28 protein-coding genes and 1 tRNA gene are annotated in these 26,774 nt (G+C 69.4%); 16 read left to right on the forward strand and 13 right to left on the reverse strand.

The window, feature by feature from the left end; translation table 11 throughout:
• The first annotated feature begins 4 nt into the window (after positions 1-4).
• Positions 5-1,486 carry an FG-GAP-like repeat-containing protein gene (locus ACFY93_RS22590; protein WP_391361881.1) on the forward strand — a complete coding sequence of 494 codons (1,482 nt, stop codon included), beginning with the start codon at positions 5-7 and terminating at the stop codon, positions 1,484-1,486.
• An 84-nt stretch (positions 1,487-1,570) separates the two neighbouring features.
• Here the strand turns inward: ACFY93_RS22590 and ACFY93_RS22595 are convergent, their stop codons facing one another.
• Both ACFY93_RS22595 and ACFY93_RS22600 read right to left on the reverse strand, forming a co-directional pair.
• Entirely contained in the window at positions 1,571-1,762 is a 192-nt protein-coding gene (locus ACFY93_RS22595) for a DUF397 domain-containing protein (RefSeq protein ID WP_391361884.1), read from the reverse strand.
• A 10-nt stretch (positions 1,763-1,772) separates the two neighbouring features.
• The gene (locus tag ACFY93_RS22600) at positions 1,773-2,615 is read right to left on the reverse strand and encodes a Scr1 family TA system antitoxin-like transcriptional regulator (RefSeq protein ID WP_391361887.1); all 843 of its coding nucleotides are present in this window, start codon (positions 2,613-2,615) and stop codon (positions 1,773-1,775) included.
• A 217-nt stretch (positions 2,616-2,832) separates the two neighbouring features.
• Here ACFY93_RS22600 and ACFY93_RS22605 point away from each other — a divergent pair, with 217 nt between their 5' ends.
• From ACFY93_RS22605 to ACFY93_RS22630, 6 genes are all read left to right on the forward strand, one after another.
• Entirely contained in the window at positions 2,833-3,219 is a 387-nt protein-coding gene (locus ACFY93_RS22605; RefSeq protein WP_391361890.1) for an ATP-binding protein, read from the forward strand.
• Positions 3,220-3,350: 131 nt separating this feature from the next.
• The gene (locus ACFY93_RS22610) at positions 3,351-4,832 is read left to right on the forward strand and encodes an FG-GAP-like repeat-containing protein (protein ID WP_391361893.1); all 1,482 of its coding nucleotides are present in this window, start codon (positions 3,351-3,353) and stop codon (positions 4,830-4,832) included.
• Between the two features lie 26 nt (positions 4,833-4,858).
• Positions 4,859-5,965, forward strand: a complete 1,107-nt coding sequence (locus ACFY93_RS22615; RefSeq protein WP_391361895.1) for a YIP1 family protein — start codon at positions 4,859-4,861, stop codon at positions 5,963-5,965.
• A gap of 110 nt (positions 5,966-6,075) precedes the next feature.
• The gene (locus ACFY93_RS22620) at positions 6,076-7,125 is read left to right on the forward strand and encodes a LuxR C-terminal-related transcriptional regulator (RefSeq protein ID WP_391361897.1); all 1,050 of its coding nucleotides are present in this window, start codon (positions 6,076-6,078) and stop codon (positions 7,123-7,125) included.
• Positions 7,126-7,368: 243 nt separating this feature from the next.
• On the forward strand, positions 7,369-7,719 hold the full coding sequence (locus ACFY93_RS22625; RefSeq protein WP_391361899.1) for a hypothetical protein: 351 nt from the start codon (positions 7,369-7,371) through the stop codon (positions 7,717-7,719).
• A 38-nt stretch (positions 7,720-7,757) separates the two neighbouring features.
• Entirely contained in the window at positions 7,758-9,203 is a 1,446-nt protein-coding gene (locus tag ACFY93_RS22630) for a hypothetical protein (RefSeq protein ID WP_391361902.1), read from the forward strand.
• Between the two features lie 87 nt (positions 9,204-9,290).
• On the opposite strand, the gene ACFY93_RS22635 is transcribed toward ACFY93_RS22630, so the two are convergent.
• Positions 9,291-9,794 carry a phosphoribosyltransferase family protein gene (locus ACFY93_RS22635; RefSeq protein ID WP_391361905.1) on the reverse strand — a complete coding sequence of 168 codons (504 nt, stop codon included), beginning with the start codon at positions 9,792-9,794 and terminating at the stop codon, positions 9,291-9,293.
• A gap of 6 nt (positions 9,795-9,800) precedes the next feature.
• Positions 9,801-10,376, reverse strand: a complete 576-nt coding sequence (gene dcd, locus ACFY93_RS22640) for a dCTP deaminase (protein WP_391361907.1) — start codon at positions 10,374-10,376, stop codon at positions 9,801-9,803.
• Between the two features lie 537 nt (positions 10,377-10,913).
• Here dcd and ACFY93_RS22645 point away from each other — a divergent pair.
• Both ACFY93_RS22645 and ACFY93_RS22650 read left to right on the forward strand, forming a co-directional pair.
• Positions 10,914-10,987: transfer RNA gene (locus ACFY93_RS22645), tRNA-Gly, on the forward strand.
• Between the two features lie 452 nt (positions 10,988-11,439).
• Complete coding sequence (locus tag ACFY93_RS22650; RefSeq protein WP_319070287.1) at positions 11,440-12,834, forward strand: hypothetical protein; 1,395 nt, start codon at positions 11,440-11,442, stop codon at positions 12,832-12,834.
• Positions 12,835-12,900: 66 nt separating this feature from the next.
• Here ACFY93_RS22650 and ACFY93_RS22655 read toward each other — a convergent pair whose 3' ends face one another.
• The 5 genes from ACFY93_RS22655 to ACFY93_RS22675 form a co-directional block, all read right to left on the reverse strand.
• Positions 12,901-14,055, reverse strand: a complete 1,155-nt coding sequence (locus tag ACFY93_RS22655; protein ID WP_319070286.1) for an XRE family transcriptional regulator — start codon at positions 14,053-14,055, stop codon at positions 12,901-12,903.
• A 34-nt stretch (positions 14,056-14,089) separates the two neighbouring features.
• Positions 14,090-14,737, reverse strand: coding sequence for a hypothetical protein (locus tag ACFY93_RS22660; protein ID WP_319070285.1), 648 nt, complete (start codon positions 14,735-14,737; stop codon positions 14,090-14,092).
• A gap of 198 nt (positions 14,738-14,935) precedes the next feature.
• Positions 14,936-16,087 carry a site-specific integrase gene (locus tag ACFY93_RS22665; protein WP_319070284.1) on the reverse strand — a complete coding sequence of 384 codons (1,152 nt, stop codon included), beginning with the start codon at positions 16,085-16,087 and terminating at the stop codon, positions 14,936-14,938.
• Positions 16,087-16,299 (reverse strand): helix-turn-helix domain-containing protein, encoded by a 213-nt coding sequence (locus ACFY93_RS22670; RefSeq protein ID WP_319070283.1) that lies wholly within the window; start codon positions 16,297-16,299, stop codon positions 16,087-16,089. Before ACFY93_RS22670 ends, ACFY93_RS22665 begins: the two co-directional genes overlap by 1 nt.
• Positions 16,300-16,440: 141 nt before the next feature.
• Complete coding sequence (locus ACFY93_RS22675) at positions 16,441-16,698, reverse strand: helix-turn-helix transcriptional regulator (RefSeq protein WP_319070282.1); 258 nt, start codon at positions 16,696-16,698, stop codon at positions 16,441-16,443.
• Positions 16,699-17,174: 476 nt separating this feature from the next.
• Between ACFY93_RS22675 and ACFY93_RS22680 the strand changes: the two genes are divergently transcribed.
• The 6 genes from ACFY93_RS22680 to ACFY93_RS22705 all read left to right on the forward strand — a co-directional run bounded on the left by ACFY93_RS22680 (position 17,175) and on the right by ACFY93_RS22705 (position 23,841).
• Positions 17,175-18,020 carry a helix-turn-helix domain-containing protein gene (locus tag ACFY93_RS22680; RefSeq protein ID WP_319070281.1) on the forward strand — a complete coding sequence of 282 codons (846 nt, stop codon included), beginning with the start codon at positions 17,175-17,177 and terminating at the stop codon, positions 18,018-18,020.
• A gap of 7 nt (positions 18,021-18,027) precedes the next feature.
• Positions 18,028-18,717, forward strand: a complete 690-nt coding sequence (locus ACFY93_RS22685; protein WP_319070280.1) for a hypothetical protein — start codon at positions 18,028-18,030, stop codon at positions 18,715-18,717.
• Between the two features lie 801 nt (positions 18,718-19,518).
• Positions 19,519-19,860: a plasmid mobilization relaxosome protein MobC gene (locus ACFY93_RS22690; RefSeq protein WP_319070279.1), complete on the forward strand. Its 342-nt coding sequence runs from the start codon at positions 19,519-19,521 to the stop codon at positions 19,858-19,860.
• Positions 19,857-21,605: a relaxase/mobilization nuclease domain-containing protein gene (locus ACFY93_RS22695; protein ID WP_319070278.1), complete on the forward strand. Its 1,749-nt coding sequence runs from the start codon at positions 19,857-19,859 to the stop codon at positions 21,603-21,605. The genes ACFY93_RS22690 and ACFY93_RS22695 overlap by 4 nt, the downstream gene beginning before the upstream one ends.
• Positions 21,606-21,845: 240 nt before the next feature.
• Positions 21,846-23,420, forward strand: coding sequence for a hypothetical protein (locus ACFY93_RS22700; RefSeq protein WP_391361915.1), 1,575 nt, complete (start codon positions 21,846-21,848; stop codon positions 23,418-23,420).
• Positions 23,421-23,445: 25 nt separating this feature from the next.
• The gene (locus ACFY93_RS22705) at positions 23,446-23,841 is read left to right on the forward strand and encodes a hypothetical protein (RefSeq protein WP_107466766.1); all 396 of its coding nucleotides are present in this window, start codon (positions 23,446-23,448) and stop codon (positions 23,839-23,841) included.
• 118 nt (positions 23,842-23,959) lie between these two features.
• On the opposite strand, the gene ACFY93_RS22710 is transcribed toward ACFY93_RS22705, so the two are convergent.
• The 4 genes from ACFY93_RS22710 to ACFY93_RS22725 are packed head-to-tail and all read right to left on the reverse strand — an operon-like array spanning position 23,960 to position 25,919.
• Positions 23,960-24,133 carry a DUF397 domain-containing protein gene (locus ACFY93_RS22710; protein WP_181362152.1) on the reverse strand — a complete coding sequence of 58 codons (174 nt, stop codon included), beginning with the start codon at positions 24,131-24,133 and terminating at the stop codon, positions 23,960-23,962.
• A gap of 20 nt (positions 24,134-24,153) precedes the next feature.
• Positions 24,154-25,008: a helix-turn-helix transcriptional regulator gene (locus tag ACFY93_RS22715; protein ID WP_107466768.1), complete on the reverse strand. Its 855-nt coding sequence runs from the start codon at positions 25,006-25,008 to the stop codon at positions 24,154-24,156.
• Positions 25,009-25,015: 7 nt separating this feature from the next.
• A complete protein-coding gene (locus ACFY93_RS22720) occupies positions 25,016-25,540 on the reverse strand; it encodes a DUF6879 family protein (RefSeq protein ID WP_319070276.1) in 525 nt (174 codons plus the stop codon).
• Positions 25,500-25,919 carry a hypothetical protein gene (locus ACFY93_RS22725; RefSeq protein WP_099970899.1) on the reverse strand — a complete coding sequence of 140 codons (420 nt, stop codon included), beginning with the start codon at positions 25,917-25,919 and terminating at the stop codon, positions 25,500-25,502. Before ACFY93_RS22725 ends, ACFY93_RS22720 begins: the two co-directional genes overlap by 41 nt.
• A 198-nt stretch (positions 25,920-26,117) precedes the next feature.
• Between ACFY93_RS22725 and ACFY93_RS22730 the strand changes: the two genes are divergently transcribed.
• Entirely contained in the window at positions 26,118-26,486 is a 369-nt protein-coding gene (locus ACFY93_RS22730) for a hypothetical protein (protein WP_319070275.1), read from the forward strand.
• Positions 26,487-26,774 lie beyond the last annotated feature (288 nt).

The following is a 26,774-nucleotide window of genomic DNA, read 5'->3' on the forward strand; positions in this document are numbered from 1 at the left end:
CCGCATGCACAAGCACCTGCGAATCGCCCTCGCGACGGCCGCCGCGGCCACGCTGACGGGCGGTCTGCTGACCTTCACCGCCGTGAGCGCGGTGGCCGCTGACTCGGCCACCGTGCCGCAGGCCGACTTCAACGGCGACGGCATCGGCGACGTCGCCTTCTCCGCCTCCGGTTCCTACGTCAGCGGTCACAAGGCCGCCGGCCAGGTCGTCGCCCTCTACGGCACGTCCACCGGCGTCTCGTCCGCCAAGCGCTCCGTGTTCAGCCAGAACAGCTCCGGTGTCCCCGGCACCGCCGAGGCCGGTGACGCCTTCGGCGCGGAGACCGCCTACGCAGACTTCAACGGCGACGGTTACGACGACCTCGCCGTCTCCGCTCCGGACGAGAAGGTCGGCACCGACGTCAACGGCGGCACCCTCGCCGTCATGTGGGGCTCGGCCTCGGGCCTCACCGGCAAGGCCGTCACGATCCCGGACCCGTCCGTGTCCGGGCACGACTTCTGGGGCAAGAACCTGGCGGCCGGCGACTTCGACGGCGACGGCCGCGACGACCTGGCCGTCGGCAGTTCCTCCAGCACCATCTACGTCTACAAGGGCGGCATCAGCACGACCGGCACGGCGGTCGGCGGCCGCTCCACGGTCAAGCCCGCGATCCAGTCGGGCGGTGACGCGCGCGGCCCGATGAACCTGACGGCCGGCGACGTCAACGGCGACCACATGACCGACCTCGTGGTCGACGGCTACGAGACCGAGACGGACTACGGCTGGAACACCAACTACTGGCTCCCGGGCACCGCGAGCGGCCTGAGCGTGGCGTCGGCGCAGGCCCTCAAGCCCGGTGTCATCACCGCGATCGGTGACGTCAACGGCGACGGGTTCGGCGACGTCGTCTCGGGCGCGTACTGGAACAAGGAGACGCTCGAGGACGGCACGACCGTCCCCGACTCCGCACTCGGCGGCGAGGTGCACGTCACCTACGGCTCGGCGAGCGGCCCCGCGCAGACCGCGGGCATCACCCAGGAGACCAGCGGCGTCCCCGGTTCCTCGGAGGAGGACGACTTCTTCGGCTACGAGCTGGACCTGGGCGACGTCAACGGTGACGGTTACCAGGACCTGATCGTCGGCTCCGCGGGCGAGGACCTGGGCGGCGTCGACGACGCCGGTTCCCTCACGGTCCTGTACGGCTCCTCGGCCGGCGTGCGGACGTCCTCCGGTGCCCAGTTCTTCGCCCAGAGCACGGCGGGCGTCCCCGGCACCGACGAGACCAACGACGCGCTCGGCGCCGAGGTCAAGCTGGACGACGTCAACGGTGACGGCAAGGCCGACCTGCTGGCCGGTTCGTACGAGAACTCCGGCAACGGCTCGGTCCTCTACATGCCGTCCGACGGCACGGAGATCACCACCTCCGGCGCGCGCACGATCTCGCCCAGCACCTCGGGCGTCTCGACCACCGGAACGCCTCTCTTCGGCGTCAACTTCGCCGACTGACCGCCTCACACGCCGGGCCCGCCCCCGCCGGGGGGCGGGCCCGTCCCGTGTCCGCGGCCTGTTCCGCCGACAGTCCCTGGACGGTCACTTCCCCGCCGGGCGGCGTACATGACGTATGAGCGCCCCGAGCCCCGGCCGGGTGGCCGAGAGCACCACGCCGGGCTCGTCGCTCTCGCGGAGCCACAGAACGCTTTCGGATGCGGCGACCTCGATGCAGTTGGGGGCATCCTCGTTGCCGGAGAATGACGACTTCTGCCAATCGGTGACCGCTGACATAGAGAACCTCTCAGATTTGTTGAGCCACTCGACGAATGAAGTCTCTCGACTCTACGGTTCCCAACGCGGCCCTCTCCACCTCGCCGAGCATCCTCCGGTACCGCCCGAGTTGCGCTTCGGCGTCCAGCAGGAGACCACCGTGTGCGCTGTCCAGGAGGACGGTGTCCAACTGCTTCACCGCACCGCCGACGAGCAGCATCGGGTTGCCGATCCGGATGAACCCGTCGATGTCGAACGGCACGACTCGCACCGAGACGCCGGGGCGGTCCGACTGCTCCAGGATGTGCGTCAACTGCCGCTTCGCGACTGTGCGGTCAGCGATCCTGACCCGGAGAGCGGCTTCATGGATCACGACGTCGTACGCGATCGTGTCCAGGATCTCCTGCCTTCGGAGCCGGAATTCGGTGCGCAGGGCCATCTGCTCGTCCGAGACCGCCGCGACAGAGGCCGCGTACATCGCACGCACCTGCTCCTCGATCTGCAGCAACCCTGGGATGTACACGTTCTCGAAGGACCTCAGGGAGGTGGCGTAGTGCTCCAGTTCGGCCAGATCCAGGAATCCCGGCGGCAGTGCGTCGCGGTAGTCCGTCCACCAGCCCCGCGACTGGTCCTTCCCCATGGCGACGAGGGCATCGACGTAGACGCTGTCGTCGCAGGCGTACTCCCCGGCGAAGTACCGAATGCGCTCCTCGCTCACCCCCACCCGGCCTGCCTCCGTCATGGAGATCTTGCTTTCGGCGATGCCCATGACCCGGGCCGCCTCACGAGCCGTCAGGCCGGCCCGCTCACGTAGCTTCCGCAACTCCGCGCCAAGCCGCTGCTGGCGTGCGGTGACGACGCTCCTTGCCGGCATGTCGTCCTTTCCTTCCGGCAGTTGGAAGTACGAGTATTCCAGTCCGGCTTGACCGGGGTGATACACCACCCCTACCGTCAGTCACGTACCGCCCACTCACCGGAGTGGAAGCGCACCGCGCCGTCATGCCATGGCGGGCGCGTCAGAGCCACCGCACCGGCGGAGTGCCCCACCCCATCCCCTCACCGCACCGCACCGCACCGCACCGGGAGCCCCCATGCCCTGGGAGTACACGCTCTACATCCCCCACGACCCCCGAGCCGTCGGTGTGTGCCGTCGCGCTCCGCGGGACATCCTGACCACCCATCACGTCCCGTCCCTCATCGAACCGGCGGAGCTGCTCGCCCCGGAGTTACTGGGGAACGCCATCCGGCACACCGGCGGGCCCGCCGCGCTCAAGGTGCGGCAGTCGGGGGCCTCGTTCCGGATCGGGGCCTGGGACACGGACCCCGCGCCGCCCGCCGCGGGGCCGCCGCCGGGGGACGGTGAGGGCGGGCGCGGACTGCACCTCGTACAGGCCTACGCGGACGACTGGGGCTGGTTCCGGGTCAACGGGACCGGGGGCAAGTACGTCTGGTGCGAACTGGGCGCCGAACAGAGGTGAACGGGCGGGCAACGCCGCCGCAACACCCGTACCACCGCCGCACAACCGAACGCGCCCCCCAGTGGTCTCAGAAGTGCCCCACCCGTCCGCGTCTCTCCCGCGACCGAGCAACTCGACCCCCAGGAGCCCCCGTGCGCATCCGGACATACGCCACCTCGGCCACCGTGACCGCGATAGCCACCGCCGTCGCCGCCGCGGCCACCGCCGGACTGGCCCTCGCCCCCACCGCCTCCGCCGCTCCCGCGAGCGCACCCGAGGCGATCACCAGCGACCTGAACGGCGACGGCTACCCGGACCTCGCCGTCGGCGTCCCGGACGCGAGCGTCGGCGGCGACGCCAAGGCCGGTTACGTGAACGTCGTCTGGGGCGGCCCGAACGGCGTCGGCTCGCTCGGCAGCGTCCGCGTCACCCAGTCCACCGCCGGTGTCCCCGGCACCCCGGAGCCGGGCGACCGCTTCGGCGCCGCCGTCGCCGTGGCCGACGCGGACGGCGACGGCACGGCGGACCTGGTGATCGGCGGCCCCGGCGAGGATGTCGACGGGGCCGGTACGGACGCGGGGACGGTCGCCGTGCTGCGGGGCGGCGCCGGGGGCTTCGGCACCGGCTTCACCGCCGTCAACGGCCCCTCCGCCTCCGCCGCGTACGGCAAGTCCCTGGCCGCCGCCGACCTGACCGGCGACGCGAAGACGGACCTGGCGGTCGGCGCGACCGACAAGGTCGTGCTGCGTACCTCCGCGGGCGTGCTGAGCACGGTGTTCACCGGAAGCATGGGCGGGCGCGCCCCCGTCATGACGACCGGTGACTTCGACGACGACGGGACGGCGGACCTGGCGACCGGGTACTGGACGGTCGACGACCCCTTCACCCAGTCCCACGTGCGCCTGTGGTCCTGGGACGCCACGGAGTCCGTGCTGGCCAACATCTGGAACACGGACAACTCCGGTGTCTCCGCCCTCGCCGCCGGTGACTTCGACGGCGACGGCCACGACGACCTCGTGCTCGGCGAGTGCCGGGAGATCGCCGACGAGAACATCGACGACCCCTGCGGCCCCGAGGCGACCGCGAAGGGCGGCGGCGTCCACATCGAGTACGGCGGCCCGGAAGGCTGGTTCGGCGGGCGGGAGCAGACGCTGAACCAGGACACGGCCGGCGTACCGGGCGTGGCCGAGACCGGCGACCGGTTCGGCGCCGCCCTGGCCGTCCGGGACATCGACGGCGACGGCCGCGACGACCTGGTCGCGGGCGCCCCCGGCGAGGCCATCGGCACCGTGTCGAAGGCGGGGGCCGTGACGGTGCTGTTCGGGACCGCGAGCGGCCTCGCGGACGCGTCCGGGAGGGCCCGCTCGGTCGCGTACAACCAGGACACGACGCACGTCATGGGCATCGCCGAGGCGGGCGACGCCTTCGGCGGGGCGGCGACGGTGAGTGACTTCGACCACGACGGCTCGATGGACCTGGCGGTCGGCTCCCCGGGCGAGAACGCGAAGTCGGGCGGCGTCTGGATCTTCCGCGCGGCCTCCGCCGTCCACTCGTACACCATCACCCCGTCCCAGATGGGCCTGCCCTCCCCGGCGAGCGCCCTGGGCTACGGGGGAACCCTGAGCAGCCACTGAGCCCCGCTGTGACACCCCCCTAGGGGATGTCACAGCTCGGCAGCAAAGGGGGGTCCGATCTCCCGGGTGCGGCACGTCACTCTGCGGGACCAGGTACGTTCGAATACGTGGCTGGATTCAGGATCGGACGCGGCCGGGACAACCGGGCCCCGCAAGCGCGACCGCAACAACACCCGCGGCAGCAGCCGTACGGACAGCAGGGCCCGCCGGCCCCCCAGGGCCGGCCGGCTCCGCAGGGCCCGTCGTACGGCTATCCCCCCGTGGGTCAGCAGCCGTACGGCGGCGGGCCCGGCGGGCAGCAGCAGGGCGGCTGGCCGCAGGCGAACGGCGGGCACGGGGCCCACGGCGAGCCGGAGTACTTCGGCGACGGCGGCGGGCCCGGTCACCCGGGCGGCGGCCTCCCGCAGACCCCGGACCCGTACGCGGCCAACAACCCGGGGCACACGCAGGCGTTCTCGATCGACGAGAACGGCTACCCCCAGGACCCGTACCACCAGGGCCAGGGCCAGTACACCCAGGACCCTTACGCGCAGGGCGACTACACGCAGGGCGGCACCTACCGCGCCGGTCAGGCGTCCGCACCGCCGGTCGGGCCCCGGCTGCACTGGAAGGCCCTGCTGAGGGGCATCGTCGTACGCCCCGACCCGACCTTCCTCCAGATGCGCGACCACGCGATGTGGGCCCCGGCCCTCATCGTGACGTTCCTCTACGGCCTCCTCGCCGTCTTCGGCTTCGACGGGGCCCGCGAGGACGCGATCAACGCGACCCTCTCGAACGCGGTCCCGATCGTGCTCACCACCGCCGTCGCGATCGTCATCAGCACGTTCATCCTCGGCGTGGTCACCCACACCCTGGCCCGCCAGCTCGGCGGCGACGGGGCCTGGCAGCCGACGGTCGGCCTCTCCATGCTGATCATGTCCCTCACCGACACCCCGCGTCTGCTCGTGGCCATGTTCGCGGGCGGCGACGCGTCCTTCGTCCAGCTCCTCGGCTGGGCCACCTGGCTCGCCGCGGGCGCCCTGCTCACCCTGATGGTCTCCCGCTCGCACGACCTCCCGTGGCCGAAGGCCCTGGGTGCGTCGGCGATCCAGCTGGTCGCCATCCTGTCGATCATCAAGCTGGGGACGTTCTAGAGGTCCTCGGGCGCGCAGAGTAACCGAGATCGGAGCGACGGGCCGGGCCAGAGGCCCGGCCCGTCGCCGTTTCGCCGAGGGGGTACAGGTTGCAGCCGGTTCCGCTCCGGGTGGACGCCCAGACCGCCGCGTTCCTCCGCGAGGCGCACCACAAGATCATGAACCAGTTCGCCCACGACCACTACGAGCTCTACGACTACGTACGGGCCGTCGCGGCGAAGCTGGCTGCGTTCGACTCCTTCTACATAGGGCTGCTGCACGGCGCCAACCGCGTCCGCTTCCCGTACGGCTACGAGGGCGGCGCCTACGACGACCCGGTGTCCCACACCTACGGCCCCCACGGCCAGACGGCATGGCTCCTGAAGCACCAGCAGACCTACCGCTACGCCTACGACGACGGAGCGGTGCTCCACGCGGGCATCTCCTTCGGGGACACCCAGCGCAGGTCGGCCGACGCGGTCACCGTGCCGATGTTCCGCTACGAGGGCGAACGCCGGGGGCGCCTCTTCGGGATGATGTCGATGCACAGCTACCGTCCGGGCGCCTTCGACGACAACACCGTACGCGCGTTCGAATGGCTGGCCGGTGTCCTGGCACGCGTTCTGAACAGGGCCGAGGAGGACTCCCGCGCCCTTCTCCTGCTGCCCCCCGGGGACGACGCCGCCTCCGCGGCACTCACCTCTGACCATGTCGTCGAGTACCTGGCGAACCGGCTGGCCGAGATCCGGGGCATCGCGCAGGGGATCGCCGGCGAACGGGACGGCGGACGGACCGGCATCACGGGGGCGGAGGCGGACGCGGAGCACACCCGGACGGGCGCGGGCGCCGAGGACGCCCGGACGGGCGGGCGCGCACAGGACGCCGAGGACGCCGAGGACGCCCGGCGCATCGTACGGATCTGCGAACGCACCCAGTCCGAGCTCATCGACATGTCCCTGCGGGTCGACGAGGGACCGGAACGCCGTTTCCTCTCGCTCACCCAGGCCGAACAGGGCGTGGCCGTCCTTCTGGTGAGCGGGCTGGCCAACCAGGAGATCGCGACCCAGCTCGGCATCAGTCCGAACACGGTGAAGACGCACCTCAAGAACGTCTGCCGGAAGTACGGGATGTCGAACCGCGTCCAGGTCGCCGAGGACGTCCGCAAACACCTGCTGCGCTGACAGCGGCGGATCCGCCCGGCCCGGCCCCGTTCCGGGTTCGCGCCGCTCAGCACCGGTGTGCCTCACCCGGCGGGTGACACGACGGGTCCAGGGGCTCATCCGCCGGGCGATCGGCAGGCGAGGGCCGCGGTGGGACGGTGAGGGCGAAGGCGGTTCGCGGAGGGCGCCAGGGGGTGCGAGCCGCCCACCGCTCCCCCGAACGCCGAACGAACGCCCGACGAACGCCCGAGAGACCGGTGACTCATGACCCTCGACGTCTACGCGGACAAGACCGACGACGAGCTGTACGCGCTGCTGGGAGCCGAACTCCTCGGCGAGGGCCTCGGCCTCTCACCCGAGGACGAGGACGCCCACCGCCGGTTCGGCAGGCAGTGGTTCCAGAACAAGCACCGCGAACTGCAGCGGAAGATCTGCCACCAGGAGAAGATCCAGGGGCTGCTCGGCACCACGAGCTCCGACCGGCTGCTGGACGCCACCGCCGTCTACGAGGTGCTGCAGCACCTCCGCGAGGAGCCCGTGACCGCCGGTGTCCTCGCCGTGCTCGTCGCGCGCGTCGGTCTCGGCACGTTCTGCGTGAACGCGCCGGCGCTGTGATGCACGACGAGCCGGGGCCCGAGCCGACACGCGAGCCGATGGCGGAGCCGACGCCCGAGACGATGGCGCAGCGCAGGCGCCGCGCGCTGGAGATCAACCGCGCGGACCAGCTGGCGGACATGCGCGAGCGGCTGCGGGAACTCGGCGACCACGCCTCCCTCGCGGAACTCGACGCCGGAATGGCCGGCTGGCAGCGCACCGAGTGGGCCGGACAGTACGCGAACCCCATGGTCGGGATGCTGGAACTGACGACGGCCGACGTGAAGTCGGCGCTGCGCGAGCAGGGCATCCCCCAGGAACGTCTGGACTCCGTCCAGGTGTGCGCGGTACCGCAGGACGACGTGTCCGCGCTCATGACACCCTTCGCCGACCGCTCCGGGCTGGTCAGGATCTCCGACTCGGTCCTGTCACTGGCCGGCCAGTACAGCCAGTACACGGGCAGAGGACTGGCACGCCTCGCCGCGGGGCCGGTCACGGGACGCCTGCGCGCATTCCGCTCGGCCACCAGGGGCACGTGGGAGGAGGACCCGGCCGTACTGACCGCGTTCCTGCGCTACTACAACGTCAACCAGCGCGTGTACGGGCTGTCGGCCAAGCTGGGGCTGCACACGTCCCCGCAGGAGACCGAGGTCGGCAGCCTCGTGGCGCTGCAGGCGACTCGCTTCGTCATCGGCCATGAGATCGCCCACCACGCCCTGGGTCACAGCTCGCCCGCGAGCGCGTTCTCACCGGGCGAGCACCTGCCCGTGTGCTCGGCCGACCAGCGCAGGGAACTCGACGCCGACATGCTGGCGTACCGGGCCACGGTACGGGCGTCCGAACGGGACGCCGCCGGTGTGGCGGCGCCGGTACCGGCGCACGGGTTCATCGCGCTGCTGGGCGCCCTGGTCGCGATGGTCGCCGTCCACGCGACCGAGCGGGCGCTGTTCGTCCGCTGCGGGGCGACCCATCCGCCCGCCCGGGCCAGGGCCACGCTGCTCCTCGACCAGGCGCCCCCGGCGGAGCAGCAGTTCGCCGGGCTCTTCCTGCGTCCGCTGCTAGCCGCGACGGAGAACGCGTCGGCGTTCGGGGAGGCGGGGCGGCCCTTCGACTGGGAGTGGGTGGCCGCGTCGCGCGATCTCTCGTCCTCGCACCCGGATTCATATCTGCGAGCCATCACGCTGCTCGACACACTGCAGTGCCAGTCGAGGGAGGCTCTGGTCCAGATCCTGGAGCGGACGGTCCCCGACGCGGGCGTCTGGCTGACGGACGGGGCCCGGCTGGTGGGCGAGGGCGAGCCTGCCGCCGCCCTGACCGTCTGGGGAGTCCCCGAGGCCGCGGCGAAACGCCTCTGCGACCCGGGGAGGGCACTCCGCTTCCACTCCCTCGTCTCCGCGCTCAAGGAGAGCCTCACCGAGCTCGGCATGCCCCACCGCGCGATCCTGTCGACATCGGTGGCGGCGGCGCAGCTGGCGGCCACGGCGCCGGCGGAGAGGGCGGGCTGATCCAGGGTGCGGGTCGGGCACGGCGGGTCGAACGGCCGTCAGGCGTCGGGGCCCGTAGGCCGTCAGGCGTCGAGGAGCGAACGGCCGTCAGGCGTCGAGGACCTGGCCGGACCGGCGGACGACCGGCCGTTCGACACTCCACGGGAAGTTGATCCACTCGTCGGTGCGCCGCCATACGTACTCGCACTTCACGAGCGAGTGGGACTTCTCATAGATGACGGCGCTGCGGACCTCGGCGACGGTGTCGAGGCAGAAGTCGCGCACGAGCTTCAGCGTCTTGCCGGTGTCGGCGACGTCGTCGGCGATCAGGACCTTCTTGTCGGTGAAGTCGATGGCGTTGGGGACGGGGGCGAGCATGACCGGCATCTCGAGGGTCGTCCCCACACCTGTGTAGAACTCGACGTTCACGAGGTGGAGGTTCTTGCAGTCGAGGGCGTAGGCGAGCCCGCCGGCGACGAAGACGCCGCCGCGCGCGATCGACAGCACGATGTCGGGCTCGTACCCGTCGTCGGCGACGCTCTGCGCCAGCTCGCGGACGGCCTGGCCGAACCGCTCGTAGGTCAGGTTCTCGCGTACGGGGCTGTCAGCCATGCGTCCTCAGACCTGGGTCCGGTGGAAATTGAGGTAGGACCGGGAGGCGGTCGGCCCGCGCTGGCCCTGGTAGCGCGATCCGTACCGCTCGCTGCCGTACGGGTGCTCGGCGGGCGAGCTGAGCTGGAACATGCACAGCTGCCCGATCTTCATGCCCGGCCAGAGCTTGATCGGCAGGGTGGCGAGGTTGGACAGTTCGAGGGTGACGTGCCCGGAGAAGCCGGGGTCGATGAACCCGGCGGTGGAGTGCGTGACGAGGCCGAGCCGTCCGAGCGAGCTCTTGCCCTCCAGCCGGGAGGCCAGGTCGTCGGGGAGCGAGATGACCTCGTAGGTCGACGCGAGGACGAACTCACCGGGGTGCAGGATGAACGGCTCGTCCCCCTCGGGCTCGACCAGACGGGTCAGGTCCGCCTGCTCCACGGAGGGGTCGATATGGGGGTAGCGGTGATTCTCGAACACCCGGAAGTAGCGGTCGAGCCGCACATCGATGCTCGAGGGCTGCACCATGGATTCGTCGTACGGATCGATCCGTACCCGTCCGGCGGCGATCTCGGCCCGGATGTCCTTGTCTGAGAGAAGCACGTCCCGAGGATACGCAAGGCGCGCGGGCCGACGACAACCGCGCCGCCCCGCGCGCCAGGATCACCGGCGACGAGCCCTCGCTACCTCTGCCCTTCGAGCGTGACCGGCACCGCGTGGCGAAGCCGGGCACAGCGTGGACATCGGATGAGCCGGCCGGGCCCGAGCCGGTCGGCCTTCTGCATCGGGAACGAAGCGGTGCTGAACACGTGCCCCTCGGCACAACGGACGACGGTGCGCTCCATCAAGTCCTCAGAGTCCCTTCCCCAAGAGCCTTCGCCCGCGGACGCGGCGGACGACGAAAGCCACATTACGGGACGAATGAAACGACCCTCCAGGCGGCACTCCGCTCCGCCCCGAGCCCCCGCCGCAACGCTCCCGGGTCCCTCTCCGAGCCCTCACACCGTACGCCCCAACTCCTGCCCGACGCAGCCCCGTCCACGCCCCCCAAACACACGAAGACCCCCGGGCGACGGCACCGGGGGTCAGGCATGAGGTAGAGTGAACGCGCGTTTCCAACACCGGCAATCGGTGTCGTACGCGGGTGTAGTTTAATGGTAGAACATCAGCTTCCCAAGCTGAGAGCGCGAGTTCGATTCTCGTCACCCGCTCCATAATGAAACCCCAGGTCAGCCGCCCGGGGTTTGCTTGTTGTCTAGACCAATTCGAGGGCTCCGTGCCCTTCGCGTGCCCTAAGTGGAGGTCAGGCGACCCTCTCACGCCCCATGGGCGACAGTTCGGCCACTGCGACGCTCAGTCGTCTCGAATCCTGAGACCGTTTTACGGTGACCTGGGTCACAGCGTGCGCAAATGGCGCACAAGTCGCTCCAGCAAACCCGCAGTTGTCGAGGCTTGAGCACGCTGCCCCTTGGTCGTTCCGCTCCGACCTTACGAGCCTGACCGAGACAGCCGGCGTCCCAGCCGATGGCAGAGTGTGCGGATGCTTCCTCCGCCTGGGGCTAGCGACATCACGATGTCTGCGCCCGATGCCTTCGACGTACCGGTATTCGTCAGACGCAGCTCCCCCTTGAACCCCGCGAAAGGTCCCTCGCGCACAGAGGTGGAGATGGCCCGGCAGTCCTGGCCGGCAACGAGCAGCGTCCCTCCCGACGGGGACTATCTCGTCACCACCACCTGGCGAGCCCTGCTCGACGCCACCACCACAGTCGGCCGCGACATCACTCCTTGGGTCGCCTCCGTACCCCGGCTGGCCCGTCGCGAGATCATGGCACGGCGGTATCCGTTGTCGGCGTACCTCGTGCGCGACAGCGTGCAGACAGATCAAGGGCCACAGCCGGGACGGAAGATCATCCCCAGCGCCGTCTACTCCCACGGAACGGAAAGCTCGACCCGTACGGCGTTCGGCTATCACATTGGCATGACGATGGCCGAATGGGCCTGCCGCACACTCATGGGGCTCGGCCCTACGACGCATGCGGAAAGCGCAGCACCGCCCGGAGCCGCTCCGGGTTGGGAAAAGAGCAGCAGCCTGCCCGACCTGTTCGGCACACATCCGGCAGATTCCGAAGTCTGGTTGGTCGAGGCGAAGGGAGGTCGCTGGCTACGAACGCCCTCCCGCCTGAAAGGGGCGAAACAGTTGGACGTGGGTGCCCTGCTCCCCGCGCCACACCACAAAGTGCTGTGCGGCACAAGCCTTGAACAACGCCTCTTCATGGTGATCGACGTGGACAGCGAGGACCATGGTGCCGACAACAGCGGAGCCGGTACTGACGACCAGGCTCAGGACAGCGACGAGTTGCTGTTGGGACTCGCGCGTGCCCGCATGATGACGTACTTCACCCTGGCGTCGCTGCCGCCGGCCCTACTGCGAGTCACCCCCGTCGGGAGACCCGAGGCCAGACAGGGTCTGCAGCACTCGGACCCCTTGCGCCTGTTGGAACGCGACTCAGCGACGGATGATCTGCGCCGCCGAGTCGGTGGATATGCCGCTGAGGGGACGATCCGCAACCAGGACGGCCTGGACATGCTGACCGGCAGGATTCCAGGAACGGACCTCGTCCTCGGAATGTCTCGTCGGCTATACGGTGCATGCCGCGAAGTCGCTGGTATGGAACGCCGCATCGCGGAGGAAGTTCGCCGGACGAGCCCCGAATACACGCCCTACGTAAGCGGATTGCCGCTAGAACATGATGTCCGTGCGCTGCCGGATTCACTTCGTCGGATCGTCAACGAGGTAGATCGGCAAGTCAGTGACGCGCGATACACACGGCAAGTGGCCAAGGCTCGAAGTCTGGTGCAACACCTCAGGACCGAGCAGAGGAGCGGCTACCTCGCAGCTGTTCGGCGTGGCATTGCCGAAGGAGACGAGCAGACGTGGGAGCAACTCATCGATGTCAGCCCCGAGCCGGCGATCCCCGCCCGGGACGGATACCTGGAGGCTGCGACCACAGACACGTACCTCGCAGTCGAGGAAGCCGCCCTCGATCTGGAAGAGGTATGAAGCATCACCGTCCTGGTTGGGCTGCCGCCCCTGGGTGTCACCGAGGGGCGGCAGCCCGGCGGTTTGTCAGCGGACGACGGATAGCTGCGGCCGACCGTTCATGCCCTGATGCGGTTGCCCGTCGCCGTCCTGCGCAGTGACAACTAGGCCGAAGATCAAGTCATTGAGGTCGGCAGGCCGAAGGTGCAGGTCGCGGGCCACGTCTGCGGGGCGGGTGCCTTCGCTCCGAAGAGCGGTGAAGACCTTGCCCAGCACCTGGGAGGTCTCGCGGGCCACGCCACTGCGTGGCTCCGATTTGCGGTAGCCGAGGCGGCTGAGCTCGACGCAGTGGGTGCGGTACTGCCACTCGGTGGTCAGGCCCAGTTCGTGGAGACGGTGTGCGAGGGCCATCGCTGCGACCTTCCAGCGCCGCTTGGCCTGAAGGATCCAGTCTGTGCTCGCGCCATGCGGGGCGTGGGCGAGGACATCCGCTCGCGGCATCAGGAGCGCGGCCGCGAACCTGTGGGCCTCGGCCTCCGCCTGCGGACCGTGCGGCATCTGCTCCTCGCCGTGCAGAACGAGGTGCCCGAGCTCGTGGGCAGCGTCGAACCGGCCGCGTTCCGCGGTCTTCTCGGTGCTCAGCAGGATGAACGGGATCCCGCGGTCCCAGAAGGAGAACGCATCGACTTCAGGGCAGTCCCGCGAGAGGGAGAAGAGCCGGACGCCGTGTGCCTCCAGCAGGTGCACCACGTTCGGGATCGGGGCGTTCCCGAGCCCCCAGCGCGCGCGCACCAGGGTGGCAGCTTCCTCTGCCGGGCAATCGGTGCCCGCAGCCTCCCCCGGGTGGGGGATTTGGTCTTCGTCCACGCCCAGGCGGCTAAAGGACGTCAGCGAGGGGATGTCAGGAGCGGGCAGGCGGAAGTGCGCACCGATCCAGTCCTGCAGGGTGCGCGCCAGTCGCCCGGAGCTGAGGGCGATGTCCCGCTGCGAGGCGGTCATCTTGCTCAGGGCACGGAAGCTGACCGAGTCGACCGTCAGCTCGGCAACCTCCTCGGCAGTGAAGAACGAGGGAGGGAACTCCAACGCTGTAGCGATCGCCTCCAGCGCCGGCAGACGGGGCGTGGCCCGTCCGCTCTCGAAGTCGGACAGCCTGCGTGGCGTCAGGCCAACCATCTGGGCGAGTCGGGTGACGGTCAGCCCTCGACGCTTGCGCGCCAGGACTAGCCGGGATGCGGTGGTCATGAGAGGGGCCAAGTAGAGGGGCAGGGGCGGGTGGTCAGGACAGGCGCTCGATCGGGATATCAATGCCGCCCTGGTCGTCATCGTCGGCGAACGGAGTGAAGCCCTCGAAGTCGATCCAGGGCAGGATGATCCGCTCGTGCCAGCTGCTGATCTTGCCACGACTGCCTGTGTCGTTCGGGAACGACAGCTCCGTGTGGAGTCGGGTGCCCTGATCGGTCTGCGAGTGGTGGTAGAGCAGGAACCAGGTCGGGATGCCGTCTCCGACGTCCTGCTGCCCGGGCTCCGCCTCGGGCTCCCCGAACAGCAGCAGCTGCCGGTTGGCCTCGACTCGCTTCATCACCGCGTTGCCTTTCGGGTAGCGGGTGGACGGCGAGAGTGCTCCGTACCCGGTCTCCGGGCTGCCGCTGGAAGCCGTGATCGCGAAGCCGCCGGAGGGCGCCACGAGCAGCGGAACGTTGCTGGGGCTGGCACTGTTCCACCCCTCCGGAATGTACGTCTCCCGCAGGAAGCGGATCGTACGGCCCCAGAAGATGTTGCCGGGCAGCGAGACCGGATCCAGCGGCGTGCAGAAGTTGCGCTCCGATTCGGCTCGACGCAGGGCGTTCTCGATTCCCTCCACGGACAGCCCCAGCTCGGCGAGCCGATTACGGACCGGAAGATCCTCCGCGTGCACGACAGTCATGCCCAGCCTCTCGACGCACCCCATTCGACTTCCGGAAATCCTCCCTCAAATGAGGGAGGAAATCAAGAAATCTAGCTGGTCAGTGGCGTCGGCGTTGGGCTGTGCTGCCCGAGGCGGGCCACTTCTCGCCGAAACCGGCAGCTCAGCGCACGTCGTATCCGGCGGCGGACCGGACACGACGAGTGGGGCTGGAGGGCCTCATGCCTCGCGAGAGCCCGGCTGAGCCGAGCCTGCTTCCCGGAGTTGCGCACGCACCTCGGTATCGATCCCCTGTGCCAGCCTCCGCTGATGCTTCGCCGTCGAGTGCTGATAGATCAGCTGGGCGCGCTCGGAGGACTGGCCTGCGCGGACCATCAGGTCCTTCAGCTTGGCGCCGGTGTCGGCAGCGAGGGTGTTGCCGGTATGACGGAGGTCGTAGAAGCGGAAGTTGTCCGGCATGCCGACCTTGGTCCTCGCCTTGCGCCACTTGCGGCCGAAGGTCGAGCGGCGGAAGGGAGCGCCCTTCTCCCCAATGAAGAGGAGTCCGTCCCGCTCCTTCTCGGCGAACCACTGAAGGTGGCGACGCAGTTCCGCGAGCAGAAAGTCGGGCAGGTAGACAGTGCGCTTTCCCGCCCGGGTCTTGGGGTCGCCGGTAACGCGCCTACCGTTCGTCAGCTCCGGCGAAGCCTGTGTCACGCGCAGGGAGCATTCGTCGAGATCGACACTGTGACGGCGGAGTTCGGCCAGTTCCTCCGGGCGGAGGGAGGCGAAGGCGCCGAGCAGGACCATCAGACGCCAGCGCGGTCCCATGGCATCGGCGAGGTCGAAGACCTGCTCGATGGTGGCGGTGGGGCGTTCGTCGGCCTCCTCCTTGCCCGCGCCCTTGATACGGCACGGGTTGCTGCGGAGCATGTCGTCGTCGACCGCCGTCTGCAGGATGGCTTTCAGCAGGCGGTACGACTTGGCGACCGTGGTGGCGCCGGTCGCTTTCAGACGCTCGGCTCGCCATGTGCGGACGGAGGGCGGGGTGATCTCGTCCAGGTTCTTGCCGCCGAAGGTCGGCAGGATGTGGAGGCGGAGCAGGCCGTCGTAGCGGTCGACGGTGGTGGGAGCCAGGCCGCGTTCCTCCAGCCAACGGAGTGTGTACTTCTCGAAGTTGACTGCTCCGGCGTCCGGGTCACGCCATGTGCTGCGCTCGATGTCAGCGCGGACGAGGTTGAGCCAGTCCTGGGCGTCAGACTTGGTCTCGAACGTCTCCGATGCCTTGTGCCGCTGGCCGTCCGGTCCGAGGTAGCGGGCCTGCCATCGGCCGGAGGCAAGCTTGCGTACCGTGCCGAACTCGCGCCGTCGCTGCGGTTTGCGTGCCGCCATCAGGCCGCCTTCCCGTAGCGGGCACGGATGCGGCGGACCGGCTCGACGGTGCGTGCCTCGACGTACTCGGTGATCGCGCTCTCGGGGATGCGGACCGGGCGGCCGAGCTTCACGTAGCGGATGCGGCGCTCGGTGATCAGGCGGCGGACGAAGCGCTCGCCCGTGCCGAGCATTTCGCCGGCCTCGGCCACGGTCAGGAGGCGGTCAGCCATTCGCGGTCACCTCCTGCGCGGTGTGGGCCGTGCGCTGGGAGCGGGGAAGGGCAGGGAATATTGCGGGTCGGCGCAAGGGCGTTGGGTCCTTTACTCGGGGTGGTGTGGTGTGGCAGGCCGTTCGGCGGGCGTCGCCTGGAACTACGCGGCGCGGATCCCATGGAGGAGGGCCAGGGGCGAGACCCGGAGAGTCTGGGCGAGGGCGACGAGGTCGTCGATGTCGCAGCGGCGTTGGGCGCGTTCGATGCGGGACAGCATCGTGTTGGTCATCGGACGGCCGAGGGCGGTGACGCGGGCGGCGAGTTCGCGCTGGGCGAGGCCGCGTTCGGTGCGGAGAATTTCGATGGTTCGAGCGGTTCGTATTCCGGCCGGTCCGTTTTCCAGGGATCGTGCTGCCATGGCTCCATTTGTAGCTTCCATTCGCCGGTTTGGTTAACCGGCGATCGTCGGCTATGTTGCGCCCGGCGAACGGGCGGGACTTACCTCTGGGCTGGGTTCCGAGCATCCGGTTGGCGGCGTCTTCGCCAACCCGATGGCATGCTCTGACGTGGGGTGTTGTGTTGTAGCTTGCACTCTAAGCGGGAGTCAACGGGTTCCCGATGTGATGCTTCCGGCTTGACCTGACGGTGCATTATTTCGGCAACCGGCGATCCGGGTTTATGGTTTTGTTCCTGCCTCGCAGCACTCGTTCGCCGTCAGCTGTCTGATTTCCCGGCGGAATGCTGGACTTGTGCGGCAGGGGTGTGGCTGTCTTGGCTATACGACGCCACCAGCCCTCCCCCCTTCGGACCGGGGCTGTGTGCAACCCCCTCCCTGTGCACCGCCCGACGAGGGTCGATCGCACCTCTCCGTCCTGACCTAGGAGCCGCCGCCCGATGAGCTACGACGCCCGCGAATGGGTGTGGGGCCACAGCCGCAGCAAGGGCACCGCCCGCATGGTCCTCGCCCTGATCGCCGACCGGTGCCGCGACCGGCACTGCGTCGCATACGCGTCCGTGCCCACCCTCATGAAACGCGCCAACGCCTCCCGCACCGCCGTACGCGACGCCCTGGCGAAGTTGATCGCCAGCGGCGAGCTGGTGCAAGTCCCCAACCGCAAGGGGCCGCGGGGAGAGACGTACTACCTCCTCCCGGTCGCCGCCCGGTTCCTCACGGACCAGGCCGAGGAGGGGGACCGGAATGCGGCCCCGCAGGGGGATCGGATTCCGACCCTCGGGGGGCCTGAATCCGACCCTGCCGAGCATGTCGAGGGGGGAGCGGATTCCGACCCTGGGGGCCGGATTCCGGCCCCCACGGGGTACGGAATCCGACCCGGTGGGGGTGCGGATTCCGACCCCCAGAACAGAAGAGAACCGAAGGTGAACGGTAAGAGCAGCAGCAGCTCTGCCCCACTCATCTCCGCGCTCGAATGGCAGATCGACGACGATGCCCGTGCCTGGCTCCAGCGCCACGGCCACCTCGACCGACTCGGCGAGCACGCCCTGCACGCCGCCGACGAGAAGTGGCGCGCCTACCGGACTCCGTGGGCGCCCCGCACCGCCGCCGCGTGGGCCACCGACTGGCGCACGTGGATCGCCCGGGAACACACCCCCGCCCCTGGACGCCCCACCCTCTACGCCCTACCCGGCGGCACCCACACCGCAGCCACCGGCATGACGCGCTCCGAAGCGCACATGGCCGCCCTGCTCGCCGCCCTCGACGAACCGACCGGAACGGAGTAACCCGCCCTTGGAGCGACGTGAAGTCGCCGCCGTCCTCGCCTACGTCGGGCGCCTCGACCCCCGCACCATCCGCACCGGCACGGGCGAGGCCCGTGACCAGATCGCCCAGTGGCAGGAGCTGCTCGACGACGTGCCCTTCGCCACCGCCCACGGCTGGGACGTCCGCGAGGCGATACGGTCGCACGTCCTCGACTCGCCGTACCCGATCCTGCCCGTGGACGTCGTCCGCAGATGGCGTGCCCACCGACGCGACCGCCTCGATCGGCACACCGACCCCACTCCCGCCGCCGACCCGGACGACCCGGTCGCCTGGCGCGCCGAGCTGCTCCGGTCCCGGAACGCTGTCGCCACCGGGGTGACCGCCCCTTCGACGTACCGGCACATCACCAGCGGTGGCCAGTCTCGCGACGTCGATGAGCGCCTGCGCGAGGTCGGGTCGTGCATCCCGCCGGCCGTACGCCGCGAGCTCGCCCGCTACCGTCCGGCCCGCGCCGCGCGCGAGACCGCCGTCGCCGCGGGCGTCCCGGACTCGCTCGGTGTGCGGTGCGACTGGTGCCACGCGGCCGTGGGCTCCCCGTGCCGTCAACGCAGGGCGAGCCCTGACGGAACCGCCCGGGGCAATGCCGTACGTGCCACTCCCCATCCGTCGCGCGTCGACCTCGCCGCTGCCCGGATGGACCGACACCGAGCAGCGTGACGCCGTCCCGTTTCGCTCCTTGCGGCAGTTGCGTGGGCTGGGAACGGCCCGGTCCCCAACCGGTCGTACACGGTCCCGACGAGCGCTTGGGGACCGTGTCCCGGGGACCGCGTTTTGAGGACCGTGCCGACGGCTGCCGGGGACCGGTCCCGCTGAACATGCAGCTCAGAGGGCCTTTATGCCGGTCCCCTGAAGCGTCCCCGGTAACCGGGACCGGTCCCCACGTCAGCCTCTTCGGTCCCCGCGGGGACCGGGACCGTGCAGCGGAACGGGACGGTCCCCGTGACGAGGTGTCAGGGGGACCGTCCCCGATGAGCGTCGCATCCCCGTCCTCCGTTGTCTGGGGACCGTGCGCCGCAGCGCTTGGGGACCGGTCCCTGTTGCACTCCTCGCAACCACAGCCCTGCCCCTGACGGCGCCTACCGCAGCTCCCACAACCGTCGAATTGCTTCGGCCACTGGCCTCATCTGCCATCGCTCGGCGCTTCGGCGGCTCAGCTCCCCTACCGACCACACCCCCGGAGAACCACACGTGCACGACCGACACCACGAAGACACCAACCGGCAGGAGACTCCCGTCGCCCCAGACAACCGCGCAGCAAGTTGTCCCGGGAGCAATGCTCCCGGGGTTCCCGCCCCAGGGGTGGCGGGAGCAGCCCTGCGCCAGGGGGCACCGGACTGTCAGGTTGCGACCGAGGGCGGACCGCAGTCAGGAGAGAAGCAGGCAGAGCCCCTCTCGAAGAAACGTCAGCGCGCGCGTCAGCCAAAAGAGCGCAAGCGCTTGAAGCAGCCCAGCTGCCGCATGAACGACACCGAATTCAAACGCCTCACCGACGCAGCCGCCCACTGCGACATGACCAACGCCGCCTTCCTCGCCTACGCCACCGACAAGGCCGCCCGCGACCTGACCCGCACCGCCGCCGAGATCGCCACCGAACGAGAGGTCATCGACGAACTGTTCGCCGCCCGCCGACACCTGGGCCGCATGCACGGCCTGTTCAATCAGGTCGTCAAGGCCCTCAACTCCGGCGCTGATGCACCCAACCTGGACGCTGCGGCCGAGGCCGTCCGAAGCGCCGCCCGGCGTATGGAGGACGCGGCTGATGCTCTGCTCGCCCACCGCGATGGCGGTGCCGCTGAGTGATCCCCAGCATCCACGAGCGCGGCAGCGGGACGATCGGGCTGATCCGCTACCTGTACGGGCCCGGCACCCACGAGGAGCACATCGACCCGCACTTGGTGGCCGCCTTCGATCCGATCGCCCCCGACCCCGGCCGCGATCCGAAGGCCACCTACGGGCAGCTTCAGCGGCTGCTCGACCAGCCCGTCAACGCCCTGCCCGCCAGCCGGCGCCCCAAGAACCATGTCTGGCATCTGTCGGTGCGGGCTGCTCCCGAGGACCCGGTCCTGTCCGACGAGGACTGGGCCGTGATCGCCCGACGCATGGTCTCCGTCACCGGCATCGCCCCCGACGGCGACGATCAGGCATGCCGGTGGGCGGCCGTCCGCCACGCCGACGACCACATCCACATCATCGCCACCCTGGTCCGCGACGACGGCCGGCGGCCCCGCCTGCACAATGAGGCCCGCCGCGCCCAGGCCGAATGCCGCCGCATCGAAGCCGAGTACGACCTGCGCCGTGTCCCGCCCGGGGACGGCACCGCCGCCAAGCGCCCCTCCAGCGCCGAACGCCACAAGGCCCAACGCCAGGGCCGCGAACGCTCCGCGCGCGAAGAGCTGCACGAGACCGTCCGCCAGGCGGTGGCCGGCGCCGCGAGCGAGGTGGAGTTCTTCGCCCGGCTTCAGGCCGCCGGGCTCCTGTTCCACCAGCGCGTCGCGCCGTCGGGCGACCTGCTCGGCTACAAGGTGGCCCTGCCCGGCGACGTGAACGACGACGGCGAGCCCATCTACTACGCAGGCTCCACGCTCGCCCCCGACCTCTCCCTGCCCCGCATCCGCGAACGCTTCCCCACCACCCACGACGCCCACCAGGACGAGCAGGAAGCGGCCACACGCCGGCCGACCACCCGCTCGCGCACAGCTGTATCGGCGCCGACTGCCGCCCGGCGCTCGGCCACCCGCACCGCCTGGACTGCCCTGGTCACCTTCGACCAGGATGGCGACGGCGCTGCTGCGGCCCGCATCGCCGCCACCGGCGAGATCCTGGACACCCTCGCCCGGACCAGCCCAGCGCACACTCGCCAGCAACTGCGTGACGCGGCCTGGGCGTTCGAGCGGGCCACGCGCTCTCACACCCGTGCCGAGTACCGGCATGCCCAGGCCCTGCGCCGAGCCGCCCGCGACCTCCGCTACAGCGGTCCAACGCTGGGCCGCGGGGAGGACAGCGCGACCACGGCGATGCTGATCGACACCCTGTTCTTCCTCGCCACCGCCGCCGCTCACTGGCACGCCCAGCGTCACCACGCCCAGCAGGCCGAGGCCGCTCGCCAGGCAGCCGCCCACCTGCGCGCCGCCTACGCTGCCGCCGCCGAGGAGCCCATGGCCCGTCTGCACGCCCAGGGCCTGCGTCTGGTCCAGCCCGTACGCGACTGGGCCGCCGCCCTCCTCCACGCCACAACACCCGAGATCGCCGAGGCGGTAGTGAACGAACCGGGCTGGCCCGCCCTGGCCGCCACCCTCACCCACGCCTACCAGGCCGGCCACAACCCCCAGGAGCTGCTGACCGAAGCCGTCACCCACCGCGAACTGGACACCGCCGGGTCGGTCAGCGACGTCCTCGTCTGGCGCCTGCGCCGCATCGCCGACCTGCCCGCCGACGCGGTCGAAACACCTCCTACTCGGCCCGCGCGCCACAGCACAACGGCCTCGTCTCCGGGCGCCACTCGGCTTCCCGGTCAAGGCGGCGCACCGCAGGGACACCGCAGGTAATCCCGCTGCGGAGGCGCCTTTCGGTCATTGTTCGACCTGGGTGCCTCCGCGCGCGGCTTGTGCGGGTTTGCGGTATGGCGGTGCTTCCTGTGTCCGAGGACGATGCCCCTCTGTGTCCGCCGCTGATCGTCGTGGCCGGCCGCCAGGAGACACGGGGGTGGGAACTTGTCATATGCGGAGCACCAGTCGGTGTTCTCGGCACCCGCAGTGCCCTTGGGGACGGCGGCCAATGGCGGGGAGGTGATCGGGCACGGGGCCTACACCGAGGGCATCACGCGCCGGTTGAGCGCCGCCGCTTTCGCCCGTACCGACTGGCTGGCCGTGCTCCGTGCCGTACTGGCGCAGCTGTGGAAGAACCTGAAGGCCGCCGTACGGAAGCGTCTGCGATGGCTCTTCCCCACCAAGGAGGCCGAGAAGGCTGCTGGTTCGTCGGAGCCGAAGCCTCCAGAGGTGGTGCTGGGTGAGGACTACGCGCTCTGGGTCCGCCGTCGAATCAAGAGGTCGGCGCGGCCGGTCGCGGTCTACGGCTTCCATCAGGAGCCGGTGGTGCACGCGTGCGATCGTGCCATCCAGCACATGCGAAGACGCCGAGTGGCTGTCGTGGCCGTGGTCGCGGTCGTTGTCTGGCAGGCCATCGTCGGCGCCCTCACTGCCGGCTGGGCCATCCTCGTCCTGCTGGCCGGGTTGTGGGGCGTCTACCTGGCCGAGCGCTACCTGGCCCAGCTGCGGCTCAACGCCCTGCTGGCCGGAGAACTGCACGCGCCGTCGACCGCTGTGCAGGCCCACGCCCTGCCGTACCTCCATGAACGTCGCGCAAACGGCGATCGGCACCGGTTCCTCGGGGCGGGGCTTCAGGCGTGGCAGGAGGCCGTCATCGGCATCGACGTCGAGCCCGCCCCCGAGGGCCAGGACGCCGAAGACGACAGCACCAGGCCGCTTCCGGGCCTCAGCTCACCGGCACAGAAGCCAGCTCAGCCCGACATGGCCGATGTAGCCAAGGCTGTCCTGGACGCGCTGGCGAAGCACAACAAGCCGGTGGCCCGAGAGCCACTGAAGCACTTCACGGCCGCTCAGCTGCACGCCCACATCGCGCGCCGCCTGGACGATCCGGCGCCCTCCCATCACCGCAATCATCCGAAACTGCGCGTGGAGGTCATCGGGATCGCCGGCATCCACCACAAGCGCTGGGACCAGATCGACGACGACGCCTGGCGCAGCCTGCACACCCTCGCCGTGGACAACTTCGGCGACAAACCCGCCGCAGAGATCGCCCGCCGCTACATCTGGGCCCGCATCACCGCCTGGAACGGCGACCTCGTCGCCGCCATACTCGTCCACTTCGCCTACCAGGGCGGCTTCCTGCGTGTCACCGTCCGCCCGCACATCATGGGCCCCCTCAACCCGAAGGTCGCCGGTCTCACGCCCGCAGATCCGCGCAGCCTGAAATGGCTGGGCCGCACTGCGTTCAACGCCCTCGGCGACATCTGCGTCGGACTCGACCGGCTCATACGCCGCAAGGCCCGCAAGCGCCCCGAGCTCGACCCGGGCAGCGGACCAGTCAGCCTCCGCGAGGTCTACAGCCTCCGCTGGCTGGAGGACATGCACATGCACGACGACGCCCGCTACTACGTGCAGATGATGCAACGCCGGGTCTTCGACTCCACCGAAATCTTCCTGCGCGACCACAACGTCGACATCGTCGCATACCGCCAACAGTCCACCGCCATCTACAACTTCGGCGTCATGAACGGCGGCACGATGACCGGCGCAGTCCAGGCCACGCCGTTCTCCGTCAACCCCTCCATGACGAACTGACCCAAGAGCCCGCCAGGAGTCCCGCATGCCCATCCGTCGCCAGCCCGACCCGATCCCGAACGGCCCCAACTTCGGCATCATCAACACCGGCCATATGACCGGCCCCGCCCAAGCTGCGCCGTTTTCCCAGAACGCCACCCAGACCAACAACATCACCAACGAAGCCGTCGACAAGGCCCGCGACAGCATCGACGACCTGCGACGGCGCCTGGAAGAACTACGCGGCCAGTACCCCGAGGTGGACAGCGCCCTGCGCGACCTCGACATGATCGCCCCGCGGCTTGACGAACCCGCTCAGGACCCCGGCACTCTGCGCTACATGCTCCAGAACCTCGTCGAACGCTGCGGCGGAATCCCCGGCGTCCTCGCCGCAGCCCAGCTCGTCCAGTCGACGGTCACAGCCCTGCTACCCGGATCCTGAGGGTCCTAGCGGGCGTTTCCTGAGTGAACAGAGCGAGCGTCCACCGAGTGAACGCCGCTCCCGTTTCCTGAGTGAACAGCTGGGAATCTCGCGGTCAACGTAAGGAAGGCAGACAGCGCTACGCTTCCTTGGCGTACTCGACGAATGCCGCCCAGCTGCCTCGCTGGACGGCCAGCATTCCCCGCCCGCGCACCTTCGTGTCCCGAACCAGCACGTGCTCAGGGTCGTTGTCGGCCACTTCAACGCAGTTCTGCGTCTCTGTGTAGGAGCTGGTTCGCCAGTTCGGGGTCATCGGCTGCACGGGGCGCTCTCCTAGTCGTTCGGGATCTGGTCGTAGTGCTGGATCGCCGTGGAGATGAGGTCTCGGACGGCGGTGCCGTAGACCGCTGACTGCTTCAGGAGGGCGAACGCCTTGGTGTACAGCTCGATTTCGCGGGGCTGGGAGACGGAGAACTCCGCCGAGTAGGTCTCGACGAGGACGAGTCGGCTGTCGAACATCGAGAACGCGTTGCCTGGCCATATGAAGGTGGGGGCGGACTTGGGGACGATGCCCAGGCTGAGGCGCGGCAGCCTCATCACCGCCAGCAGACGGTCGAGCTGGCCCTTCATCACCTCCGGGCCGCCGAAGTTGGTGTAGAGGGCCTGTTCGCCGAGGAGGACGTTGAAGATGCGTTCGCCCTGGTACAGGTACTGCTGGCGTTCGAGTCTCTTCGCCACGGCCGCTTCGGTGTCGTTGGGTATCTCGTAGTAGCTGACGCCCTGCTGGAAGACCTCGGCGGCGTAGTCTGCGGTCTGGAGGGTTCCCCAGATGAGTGTGGGGTGCCAGATGCGGAAGACCTTGGTCTTGGCATAGACCGGGATGGCTTGGCGCTGTCGTTTCTCGACGCCGGTCTGGAGTTGCCGACGCCATTCGAGCCACAGCTCGTCGACATGGCGGACGATCGCGACCAGATCGCCGAGCTGGTCGCCTTGGCCGGTCGTCTCGCACCAGACGCGGATGTCGTCCTCGCTGGGGCGCTGCTTGCCGTTCTCGATGCGGGAGACCTTCGACTCCTGCCACGCAGTGGCGCGCGCGAATGCCCGGCCGCTGGCGAAACCGGCATCCTTGCGGAAGCCGCGCAGCCGGGCACCGAGCGCTTGCAGTGCCTCTTGTACTTGGGTGCTCACGGGTCGGTCAGGGCTTGTACTCGGGGTGCGGGGTGGCGGCGGACCACAGCAGGTCCCGTAGGCGTACGCACTCGGCCACGGTGTCCGGGTCCTCGATCAGTTCCGACCCGAGCACCCTGCCGTCGGGGTCGAAGTGGCCCACGGCGAGCAGGCGGTCGTCGTACAGCCACCAGTCGTTGCCTCCCACGGGGAATGTGGCGTCCTCCGGCAGGCTGTGCCGGGGCAGCCAGCGGATCTCCTCGCCGGCCTCCTCGTTCAGAGCGGTGGTGGCGTGCTCCCACTGGATGTAGGGGGTGTGCGGCTCGGTGACCACTCGGACGCGTCGGACGGTTTTCCCTTCACCCGTGACGCGCCTGATGAGCCGCGTCCAGGGGTCCATGTAGGAGTAGTCGACGGTCTCGCCGCTGAGCCAGCTCGTGAACGGGCTGTCCTCGTCGGGGACGGAGTAGTCGTCCCTCAGCTCCAGATGGAATGCGTCCTGCGCGAAGCTCTCAAAGAGCTGGTTGCGCTTGGCGCTGGAGATCAGCTCCACGCGGTTCCTCCAGTAGGGCGGTGATCGCGGCCTTGGGGACCTCGACCACGGTCTCGTAGTCCGGAATCTCCATCTGAGCCAGCGCTTCGGGGTCGGTCACCTCGCGGCCCTGGACGACGAACGTACCGCTCGGCGTCAGGATCATGATCGGATCCTCGACGCGCCTGATCTCCCCGGCCGCCAGGCCGTCCTTGGTGAGGTGCTCGAACAGCTCTGTGGGCACCTCCACCGCCGTCTCCCCCTCCGGGATCTCAAGCTGCATCAGCAGGTCGTTCGCGAAGATCTTCCAGCCCTGGACGAGGTAGGTGTCCCGGTCCGTGGCGTACAGGGTCGGACAGTCGCCGACCGTGGAGTTCTTACCAAGGAACCGTAGCTTCATGGCCGTTCTCCTGTCTGCTGCCTTGCTTGGATTTGCGCGACATAACGATGGTCGACGGGCCGTTGTGGCCCGTCAATCAGCTTGCTGCAAACTCGCGCAATCTTCTTGGGGCTTGGGGTACCGCCGCTCTACGTTCGTCTCTGAACCCGAGCAACCGAGGCAGTCGCCGCAGGTTGCGGTACCGAGGGGAGATGCGTGGTGAGCACCGTGACGGACAGACGCAAGGCTCCAGCCGTCGACAACCAGCCCATCGACACGGAGCTGATCGCGGAAAGCACCGACGCCGCCCTGAGGATGAAGCTGGGCACCTCCACCCGCGAGAGCATCGACATCAGGACCACGGCCGTCATCGAGCAGCTGAACCGGCTTCTCGGCATGGACCTGGACGCGGACGCGGACCCCGACATCAGGAATCTGGTCAGCCGGGCGAACAAGCTGCTGGAGCTGTCAGCGCGCCCTACGAAGGAGACGCCGGCCTTCAGCGCCTTCTTCTACATGCGCGACGTCGCCAGTCTTACCCGCCGGCTGCTGTGGGTCTGCCCGGAGGCAGGCGGCCATGCGCCCTGATCACCCCGTGCTCCTTCACGTCTCTCCCACGCCGGCACGCTCCGTCTGCGAGCCGGAGTCCGGGTTCTGGTGCGAGTGGCGTCACGCGGACGGGCGGCGCATCAGCTGTGCCGCACAGCCGACCGCCGCCTCGGCTGTCCGATGGGCACGCATTCAAGTCCGCGTCATCGCCTCGGCCACTGAGCCAGCCTTCATCGACCTTCTCGTGGACCGACGTGCCCAGAGCTGGCGGGACGCTGCCTCAGCTCTTCAACAGGGTGTGGATTTCACGCTGCCGCTCGCAGCGGG

This window comes from Streptomyces sp. NPDC008313 (genome assembly GCF_042956125.1).
Taxonomy (GTDB): Bacteria; Actinomycetota; Actinomycetes; order Streptomycetales; family Streptomycetaceae; genus Streptomyces.